At 37.5% G+C, this 8,775-nt stretch carries 16 protein-coding genes, 2 tRNA genes and 1 pseudogene; 13 read left to right on the forward strand and 6 right to left on the reverse strand.

Going from position 1 to position 8,775, the window contains the following annotated elements; genetic code table 11:
- Window positions 1-72: 72 nt before the first annotated feature.
- From GBN19_RS13330 to GBN19_RS13385, 12 genes are all read left to right on the forward strand, one after another.
- The gene (locus tag GBN19_RS13330; protein ID WP_151778477.1) at window positions 73-294 is read left to right on the forward strand and encodes a hypothetical protein; all 222 of its coding nucleotides are present in this window, start codon (window positions 73-75) and stop codon (window positions 292-294) included.
- Between the two features lie 421 nt (window positions 295-715).
- Entirely contained in the window at window positions 716-1,051 is a 336-nt protein-coding gene (locus tag GBN19_RS13335) for a hypothetical protein (RefSeq protein WP_151778478.1), read from the forward strand.
- Window positions 1,052-1,098: 47 nt separating this feature from the next.
- Window positions 1,099-1,911, forward strand: a complete 813-nt coding sequence (locus tag GBN19_RS13340; RefSeq protein ID WP_151778479.1) for a DUF2303 family protein — start codon at window positions 1,099-1,101, stop codon at window positions 1,909-1,911.
- Between the two features lie 67 nt (window positions 1,912-1,978).
- Window positions 1,979-2,194: a hypothetical protein gene (locus GBN19_RS13345; protein WP_151778480.1), complete on the forward strand. Its 216-nt coding sequence runs from the start codon at window positions 1,979-1,981 to the stop codon at window positions 2,192-2,194.
- Window positions 2,191-2,430 (forward strand): helix-turn-helix domain-containing protein, encoded by a 240-nt coding sequence (locus GBN19_RS13350; protein ID WP_151778481.1) that lies wholly within the window; start codon window positions 2,191-2,193, stop codon window positions 2,428-2,430. Before GBN19_RS13345 ends, GBN19_RS13350 begins: the two co-directional genes overlap by 4 nt.
- Window positions 2,431-2,463: 33 nt before the next feature.
- Entirely contained in the window at window positions 2,464-2,946 is a 483-nt protein-coding gene (locus GBN19_RS13355; protein WP_151778482.1) for a hypothetical protein, read from the forward strand.
- Between the two features lie 9 nt (window positions 2,947-2,955).
- Entirely contained in the window at window positions 2,956-3,348 is a 393-nt protein-coding gene (locus GBN19_RS13360; RefSeq protein ID WP_228271278.1) for a hypothetical protein, read from the forward strand.
- A complete protein-coding gene (locus tag GBN19_RS13365; protein WP_151778484.1) occupies window positions 3,345-3,788 on the forward strand; it encodes a hypothetical protein in 444 nt (147 codons plus the stop codon). The genes GBN19_RS13360 and GBN19_RS13365 overlap by 4 nt, the downstream gene beginning before the upstream one ends.
- Window positions 3,781-3,987: a hypothetical protein gene (locus GBN19_RS13370; RefSeq protein ID WP_151778485.1), complete on the forward strand. Its 207-nt coding sequence runs from the start codon at window positions 3,781-3,783 to the stop codon at window positions 3,985-3,987. Before GBN19_RS13365 ends, GBN19_RS13370 begins: the two co-directional genes overlap by 8 nt.
- Window positions 3,984-4,229: a hypothetical protein gene (locus tag GBN19_RS13375; RefSeq protein WP_151778486.1), complete on the forward strand. Its 246-nt coding sequence runs from the start codon at window positions 3,984-3,986 to the stop codon at window positions 4,227-4,229. Before GBN19_RS13370 ends, GBN19_RS13375 begins: the two co-directional genes overlap by 4 nt.
- Window positions 4,226-4,456, forward strand: coding sequence for a hypothetical protein (locus GBN19_RS13380; protein WP_151778487.1), 231 nt, complete (start codon window positions 4,226-4,228; stop codon window positions 4,454-4,456). Before GBN19_RS13375 ends, GBN19_RS13380 begins: the two co-directional genes overlap by 4 nt.
- Window positions 4,456-4,719, forward strand: coding sequence for a DNA-binding protein (locus tag GBN19_RS13385; RefSeq protein ID WP_151778488.1), 264 nt, complete (start codon window positions 4,456-4,458; stop codon window positions 4,717-4,719). The genes GBN19_RS13380 and GBN19_RS13385 overlap by 1 nt, the downstream gene beginning before the upstream one ends.
- 26 nt (window positions 4,720-4,745) lie before the next feature.
- Here the strand turns inward: GBN19_RS13385 and GBN19_RS13390 are convergent, their stop codons facing one another.
- Window positions 4,746-6,002: a tyrosine-type recombinase/integrase gene (locus GBN19_RS13390; protein WP_151778489.1), complete on the reverse strand. Its 1,257-nt coding sequence runs from the start codon at window positions 6,000-6,002 to the stop codon at window positions 4,746-4,748.
- A gap of 160 nt (window positions 6,003-6,162) precedes the next feature.
- Between GBN19_RS13390 and GBN19_RS13395 the strand changes: the two genes are divergently transcribed.
- Window positions 6,163-6,239, forward strand: a tRNA-Ile gene (locus GBN19_RS13395).
- A 546-nt stretch (window positions 6,240-6,785) separates the two neighbouring features.
- Here the strand turns inward: GBN19_RS13395 and GBN19_RS13400 are convergent.
- The 5 genes and pseudogenes from GBN19_RS13400 to GBN19_RS13420 form a co-directional block, all read right to left on the reverse strand.
- The gene (locus GBN19_RS13400; protein ID WP_151710846.1) at window positions 6,786-7,001 is read right to left on the reverse strand and encodes a cold-shock protein; all 216 of its coding nucleotides are present in this window, start codon (window positions 6,999-7,001) and stop codon (window positions 6,786-6,788) included.
- A 177-nt stretch (window positions 7,002-7,178) separates the two neighbouring features.
- Window positions 7,179-7,397, reverse strand: coding sequence for a transposase (locus tag GBN19_RS13405; RefSeq protein WP_151778490.1), 219 nt, complete (start codon window positions 7,395-7,397; stop codon window positions 7,179-7,181).
- Window positions 7,398-7,573: 176 nt separating this feature from the next.
- Window positions 7,574-7,650, reverse strand: a tRNA-Met gene (locus GBN19_RS13410).
- Between the two features lie 209 nt (window positions 7,651-7,859).
- A complete protein-coding gene (locus GBN19_RS13415; protein WP_151710844.1) occupies window positions 7,860-8,438 on the reverse strand; it encodes a YceI family protein in 579 nt (192 codons plus the stop codon).
- A 176-nt stretch (window positions 8,439-8,614) separates the two neighbouring features.
- Window positions 8,615-8,775: pseudogene (locus GBN19_RS13420) on the reverse strand (IS4-like element ISAba33 family transposase); the annotation flags it as partial.

Here is an 8,775-nt window from a genome sequence, read left to right on the forward strand (position 1 = left end):
CCAATGAACACTAAGAAAACAGATGAATAAGATTTAGTTAAGTTATATAAAACCATAATTTAAAGGCAGTATATGTTTGAGAAAATAAAGAAATGGTGGCATGGAGAAGATATTTTCCATGAAAACAAACCATCTGATCCATTTTTTGTTATTGGTTGGTATAACAAAAAACACTGGACATCTCAGGTTGCCCACTCTGTTGTAAATTATGTAATTAAACATCAAACTTGGATTATTCCCACACTAATAACCCTAGTTGCTTCGATTATTCTTGCAAGACCTTGGAAATGGTAGCTATTTAAACCAAGGCCACCACGGATATCCATAAATGATTTTTTTAAACTTTCCTGAAGTTGCTTCACGATCCTTTATGTGAGTACGGTATTCACGTATAAATTTTTGACGCTCCAATATATGTTTATTCACCCTCATCCTAGCTCTAGATAGTTTTGATTTTTTTGACCTATCTAGGTTTTTAATCATAAATACAAGAAGGTATGTGAGAGAAAAAATATTCAGTAAGATAGAAAAGTAAGCCATCACCTGATTCACATCCATACACTCCAAACAACCTCGCCCAGTGCGGGGTTTTCTTTTGCCTATTAAAACACATAACAACTAAAAGTAGAAAATATTCCTACTATGTATTGACATTAATTCTACTTAAAGTAGTATTATCTTCACTGAACAAAAAATGACTCAGTGGAGAAAAGCCATGTCAGCAAAACAAACCGATGCACCTCAATTCATCTCAGACCTTTCAGGCGGTAACTTCGCTCAAGGTCTTGGTATCGCACTCACAGAAGTTGCCCAAGGCGTTGTAGCAACAGGAAAGAAAGGAAAAGTCCAAATCACGCTTGATATCGCCCGTATTGGTGATTCTAACCAGGTAAAAATCGCGCATACCTTGGCATACGTTGAACCAACTGCAAAAGGTAAACGCTCAGAAGACCTTACTTCTGAAACTCCGATGTATCTCAATACAGATGGCACGATCACTATGTTTGCCAATCACACCAGCCAGTTATTCAAAGAATTCGAAAACAACTAATCGAATCACCTAACCATTTCTTTAACCACTAAATAGGAACATTCCTGATGGAAAATACAAACACAGAAGCAAATGCAGTCGCAGAATTAGCTAAGCCAGTTGAATATCTTGGTCGTGGTCAATTAGTTGCAATCAATGCAAATTACAAAGTCTCTGATTTAGAGCAGTTTCAAAATGGTCGCAACCGCGCACGTGGTGTATTAAAAACCCCATCTTTTGAAGACTTCAAAAGCTATGTGCTATATCAACAAGAAGAAGGTCCACACTCGCCAATTTTCGTTGATCATAAAAATGTCAGTGCTACAGCGATTCTAAACTACTACCAAGAGAGTTTTGACCAAGGCCACTGTGACCATAAAGCATTGCTTCAACTTGAACCTACAGTTGCATGGACGAAACTGCAAAACCTGAAAGACCGAAAATTGTCACAACGTGATTTTGCTGTGTTCTTGGAAGACTGGGTGAGCGTTCTTGAAATTTTTGATGCTAACGGCGGATTAATTGGTGGTGCTGAAGCTTTGAATGCTGTACGCACAATGCAAATCAAATCTTCAACTGAAGTGAACTCTGATGTTGGCAATACATATGAACGTCGCGGAAGACTAGATCAGGTTGATGCTCAGTCTAGTGAAGCAAAAACCCCTGCTTACTTCCATATCCACGATTCTGCTTATGTTGGCTTAGAGTCGCGCTTGTTCGTACTTCGCTTAATCATTAATACAAATGACGATAAACCAGTATTTGCACTGCAAATCGTAAAAGAAGAATTACTGCTTGATGAAATCATTCAAGAATTTAAACAGAAAGTCATCGACTTACTTCCTGAAAATCCTGTTCGTATCGGTACTTTCTTAGCCTAATTGAAATGAAAAAGCCCTTTCACTTTGGACGGCGTAAGGGCTTTCTCACAAAACTTGCGAGTTCATTATGGAAAACGAATATTTATCTGTCAAATCAAAAGAAGGTCTTGTCATCCCTTTACTTGCAGCAATGATCATCTTTGTTGTTGCGTTCTTCAGTCTTTGCAACGCAGCAGATCGTCAGGAACTTGCTGATAAAACCCAAACTACCCAAGCCCAACAAGTTGAGCAAGAGGCTCAAACCCTGTACGAAGCTTCTAAACCGCATGGAGACCATTCATGAATGCACATATTCAAACACCTGCCCCAGTGCTAACACATGCACAAATTGCCATTCTTCTTGAAAAGAAAGACGGCGCTGCTTATCAGGCTGTCATTGAGCAAGTTGAAAAACCACTGATTGAAGCTGCTCTGGTTCAACATCGTGGTAATCAAACGGCGGTCGCGCTTCAGCTTGGCATTAACCGTGGCACGTTGCGTAAAAAATTAAAACTTCATGGCTTGCTTAAAGCCAAATAATTTCAGCAACACGGATGTTGTAAGGAAAAGACTATGTTTGAAGAAATTCCAGTTTTATTAAAAAATATGAAACCCCAACAACGTTGGGAATGGTTTGAAAAGCAATGTGACCTTATCCGTGAAGGTGGTGTTACAGGTCAAGGTGTAAAGTTTTCTAATTATGTCGCTGAAGCATTCGCTTATATGCAAGGACTTAAGCAATTCAAATACTGTGAATCTCAGGTAATTTTACACAACATGGCTGTACGTGTGATGTGTTCCATCATTGAACAAAATGATGCTAAATCAGCAGACTGGTTATATAGCCTTGTTGAAATGTGTGGCGATCCAACATACCAGATGTACAACGACCCACAAGAATTCTTTAATGCTCGAAACATGCCACACCCTGAATCTGTCAAAGAATACCGAGAGTCTTTAAAGCGTGTGCAATTACATGAAGAACAGGACAAAGCTCGGTTCCAAGATTGGTACAACAAAAATGTTGTCCCTCGCCTCACAAATAAGAATGTATAAGGTTAATTGATGAGTATTCAAAAACTAATTGTAAAAGCCCGCGTACGATACTGGGAAGACACCAACGTAAACGGCGTTGATGACACTGAAAATGGCGACAATGTTCCGTGTAAAAAAGGTGACTTGTGGTGTCCTGAAATTGATGTGGCAACTGGTGTTATTGAAAACTGGGAAATAGGGAAAACCGCATTTATTAATTACAAAGTAACTGATTGCTGCGGTTGGGTGTTATTAGATTCAAATGGCCATGTCGTTAAATCCCAAGAAGATGGCTATGTCCCTAAAACACTATCCCCAGCAGTAAAAGGTTATGGTGATTACATCATCATGAATATTGATCAAAACGGTCAAATTGAAAAATGGAAATTTGACATTGATGATTTTCATGGAGAAGAAGAATGAAAAAAGTTATGCAGACAATCACTGGTCTTGGTGGAAATTGCGAAGGTGCAACGATTGCAACATTGCTTGGTTTAAATCTCGAAGATGTACCAAGCTTTTGGGATAGTATTACCCCCAACAATCCGACTCACAATGATGCTGATATTTATCAGAAAAATGTTAAGTCATTTTTAGCAAAGTATGGTTTTACAATCCTGAATCTAGGTGTGGATAGTAATCCATCTGAGCAAGATAAAAAATGGGTTGTAGATATTAGTAAGGCTCTTGGAGTAAAGCATTTAGTTGCAGGAATTTCACCACGCGGGCATATGCACTCAGTGATTTATGAGAATGGTGAACTTTGGCATGACCCACATCCTGATGGTGGAGGTGTCATCCCCTGTCAAGTTTGTTTGCTTGTACCAATTTTTGGCGAAGCACAGGGAGAAGGTCATGAGTAAAGCTATTTACAGCTTCAAAGCAAATGGCGGTGGCTGTCGCGTAAGTGGTCGTGTGATTGCTGTTGATATGCAAGATGCCACAAATCAAGTCAAAGACATTATCAGTGGATATGGATCAATGAATGTGAATGTCTCAATGCTTGCCAACCAAGAACGTGCCATGAAGGAATGGCAAACAAAACATGGAGCAACCCAATGAAAGCAAATGAGTTTGTTAAAAATTTTGGGTGGGAATACGCGAAGCATATTTTGACTGACGATGCCCCACTAGTAATTGACTTAAATTATACCGACCTAAAACGCTTGGTTGAAAGTCATGAGTTGGTTTTTGAGCATGGCAGTATAGATCGGGCAAGAAAGTACGCTGATTCTCCATATACTGCGCCTGAAATTAAAGTCGTTTTAGATAAAGCCATCGCAGACGTGGAGAGCTGCTCATGACTGACTACTGCACGCGCTGTTTCGATGGGAATGACGCAAGCGTGTTCCCATATTATGGATTGGCTCCGCATACTCACTATAAGCAGAACGGCGTGATTGGTAGCACTGTGGTTTTACCTAAAAGTGAATGGCCAGAAAATTTTGAAGAAGATGAGACTGCACCAGGTTCAGGGATTTACACCCATTGCCCTGAGTGCGGTGCTGGTAAAACTGAGGAGATATCTTGATGAGTCGTTTAACTAAATTAGATCGATTATCTGCAGAAGAAAAAAAGGCACTGGTTGATGATTTTCGTAATGCTCCAGAAGATTCTGACTTTAGCCCCGAAGTGATTGCCCTAACCTATGGCTTCTCCCTACCGTGGCTGCAAAAGAAACGCTGTGAAGGTGGTGGAATTCCATTTTTCAAACCAACTTCAAAAACGGTACTCTACAAAAAGAAAGATGTTGTTGAGTACGTTAACAGTCACCGAATGCAACATACAGCTTAATCCTAGCCCGCATCATGTGGGCTTATTTATTGCTGCTTTAACTTTTCAATAAACTCTGCTTTATAGTGCTTCAATATGATGTCTTCTATTTCATTCATGGCTTCACGTAGACGCTTATCACTCACTTGCACATACCCAGATGTCACGTCGTTATCATCGCTGTCTTTTTTATGGTTCAGTAGCCGCTTAATAGTGTAGTGTCCGTAATCTAGCCCCTCGGCTATAGATCCAAATGTTCTGCGTAAATCATGGAATGTAAATTTTACGGCGCACAGATCATTAATCTTTGATCTGACTTTGGAAATATTGACGATATGTCCAGACTGAGATTTTGCAGACGGAAATACAAATTCACTTTGAATATTGCGTCTACGCTTTTTCATTAGTTCAAGTAAGAACTCCCCCATAGGCAGTGTATGCGGCTCACCGTTCTTTGGATCTATAGACGTAATGGTTCCATATTTCAGGTCTATGCTCGACCATGGCAGTGACTCACATTCATCTCTACGAAAGCCTGTTAGGATTAGCGTTAAAATAAAGTCCCGATTAGTTTCAAGAGCCTGCCCTCGATCCTGATATTCAAAGATTGCTCTTATCCAGTCTGGTAATTGATCTTCATTAATATAGGTCTTACGGCGCTTAATCTTGTTCCAGACCTTTTTTGCACTAAGTGTTTTCGTCGGATTGTATGGGACGAGTAAAGGCTGGTCATCTTCACTAAGATAGTGTTCTACTGAAAAGTTATATATAGCTGAGAAAACACGCATTGCCATGTTCGCTTGTGCTTTACTACTTTGACTGAGCTCGGCATGCTTTTCCTGAATCATCTTTCTTGAAACTTCATCAAGTTTAAAGTTATGCCAATCTATTAGGTATTTATCACGTACAACAATATAGTCTTGAACGGTTCTTGGTTTGAGTGATTTTAGCGTCAGGTAGTTGTCAAATGCAGCCTTGACAGTCGGCTTTTGCTTTTCAGTATTTATTCGCGCATCTTCTTCAACAATTCTTTTTCTTTTTTCTTCGTTAGGATTAATACCCTGCGACATTTGCAAGAGCTTTTCGCGGGCCATTTCCCTTGCTTGAGCTAATGTGATATTCCCGTGTAGACCCAGAGTAGACCGAACGGATTTACCAAGGACCTTTTTCTCAACAATATAGGATTTATAATTGATATTTACACGCACAGCAAAGCCGATTAACTCAGAGTCTCGGTAGATCGCTGGAACTAACTCTAGTTGATCAATAAATGACTTTGTTAGCTTTACTCTTTGTGATGACATATATAGAATCGCAATCTGTTGCTATATTAAACAATATATCACAATACTTTCTACGGTCTACTATGCGTCTACTTATAGAAAATACTTGATAATTACATGAATATTGATTAGTATGGCACACATCCCAAGTGTTTGATAATATTTCGTTTCACTTGTTAAAGGGCCTATAGCTCAGTTGGTTAGAGCAGCGGACTCATAATCCGTTGGTCCCGTGTTCAAGTCACGGTGGGCCCACCAAATAAAACAACCACTTAGGTGCACTAATCCTAAGTGGTTTTTTTGTATTAGGGTTTTAGTAAGCATATTTGTAAGTTTTCGGCTTATTTTGCACTCTTTTAGACTTTATTTTACACCATATTTTTATAATTCATTCTGCACTGCACTAACCAAAATTCTAACGCTTTAACGATAGTGCAGAATAAAACGTAAATTATTGAACATAACTACAGAACTGCTTGAATACCTCTTTAAATAACTCGTCTGCAAGTTCAGCCTCTTGATATGATCCCATAAACAAACTGACCACGTTACCAGAGCAGTGTCTCATGTGGCTTACGATGATCTAACAAGTATAGATGCCCGACCTGAAGTTCAATCTGTTGCTCCTGATCGATTAACAGTATTAACATCTTATCTATAGCTAAGATAGACTACTCTCTAGCACCAAAGCCTGATGGCGTTTTATAGCCTTTACAAGACATAAATACTTGAGAATAAAAAAGCCTCATTCCGAAGCTATTGAGTATGAGGCTATAAACTTATAAAAAAGTTTTAAGTAGGTTATTAAACTTTAAGAATTGTGATGTTAGATGCTTGAAAACCTTTTTTACCGTTTACAACAACAAATTCTACACGCTGACCTTCAAGAAGCGTCTTAAAGCCACTATTTGAAATTTCACTATAATGTGCAAACACATCTTCACCAGAATCTGAAGCGATAAAACCAAAACCTTTAGTTTCGTTAAACCACTTTACTGTACCTTGAACTGTGTTACTCATTTGATAATCCTCTCAATAAATTTATTCAAAAAATAGACAATGAAAATTATAAATATCTTTACAAAACGGAGGATTACAAAAATAAAACTACGACGAAAAAGAATTTACTACAACATGAATATTTTTTAATTTGTATCCACTATACATATTTAAAAATCATTTACAACATCTTTTTAATCAAGATAGTCTATACAGTTGATTATGTGATATATAAAAACTTTTACGATCTAAATTGAATTCAATTTCTTGACCACACTCAAGTTGAATCTTTTTACCGACTTCAACCCATTTATGTCCTTCTATAGAATTTTGCATACGCTTTAAGGGTATGATTTTAACAGAAATTTCATTTCCACTAATTGATTTGGCAATACACCATTCACTTAATTTTTTCATAATTACATCGACTCATTGAATGAGCTCATGCGATTTAACAGTTTTGATTGAATCTATAAACTAGGCTTACAACTATAATTCTAGGTTTTGATAATAATCAGCTTTTTTATTGAATTAAAGCTAACTTCTTTTCTCATATCAGAAAAGTTTCGATTTCACAGAGCATAAAATAAATATGGTAGCGGGAGCTGGATTTGAACCAACGACCTTCGGGTTATGAGCCCGACGAGCTACCAGACTGCTCCATCCCGCAATAGAGAGTGTGCTTTATACGCTGTTTATTTGAATAAAGCAAATCTAAGAAAAAATAAATCTTTCATTACAGGTCTTTTATTTAAAATAAAAATAAAATTCATTCATAATAAAAATGCTCAAAATTATCACCATTTGGCTGCGATACAAATGAAAAAAAGACCTAGTATAATCTCAATAAATTGTACTAAGTCTTTGATAGTAAATTTATTACTTAGCTGCTTGAGCTTCAGTTGTAATATTTACAGTAATTGTGTCGCCTACATTTGGCACATAGTTAGCAATACCAAAATCTGAACGTTTGAAGCTAGTTGTTGCATTAAAGCCAACAGCTTCAGCCTTAGTCATTGGGTGAACACCTTGTTTATTTAATACTGCTTTTAAAACAACAGGTTTGGTAATACCTTTAACCGTTAAGTTACCTGTAATTTTAAAATGTTTTTTATCTTTAGTTTCAACTTTTGTGCTGACAAACGTGATATTTGGATATTTCGCTGCATTGAACCAGCCATCTTCTTGGAACTCTTTATCCAAAGCAGGAACATTTGTATTTACACTACTTACAGGAATGGTCACATTCACTGAAGAATTTGCAGGTTTTGCATTATCAACATTAATCACACCTTGAATATCTGAGAAATTTGCACTTGGTGTAGAGAAACCGAAGTGATTCCATGAAAATACTGTTGCTGTATGCGTTGGATCGATTTTGTACGCAACAGGTGCTGCTACTGTAATTGAGCTTGCTACTGCAACGGCTAAACCAAGAGATAATGCTTTAAAGTTCATTCTGTTTGTCTCGTAAACCAAATAAGTTATATGAGCATTTTAAACTTTCATCGAAAGATTACACTGTTATAGATAAGATGTTTTGTTGCATTGATGCAACAATCTTAGTTTATCTAAATTCAACTTTTGAATTTAGAAATAGGATAATTAAAATTATGCTCTGTACACGACAAATTTCATAGGGCCCTTGTCCTATCAGGCTTTTTCTTCCTTAAAATTGCGAGCACTTTCTTAAATTCTTCTTTTTTCCCAAAACCAATCAAACGTAGAACAGCCATTTGAACATAGTCCAAACCGTAGCGAAATAAACTTACTGAAAGTCGTCCATGCTTCTTTA

It is taken from the genome of Acinetobacter brisouii (genome assembly GCF_008993995.1).
GTDB classification, from domain to species: domain Bacteria; phylum Pseudomonadota; class Gammaproteobacteria; order Pseudomonadales; family Moraxellaceae; genus Acinetobacter; species Acinetobacter brisouii_A.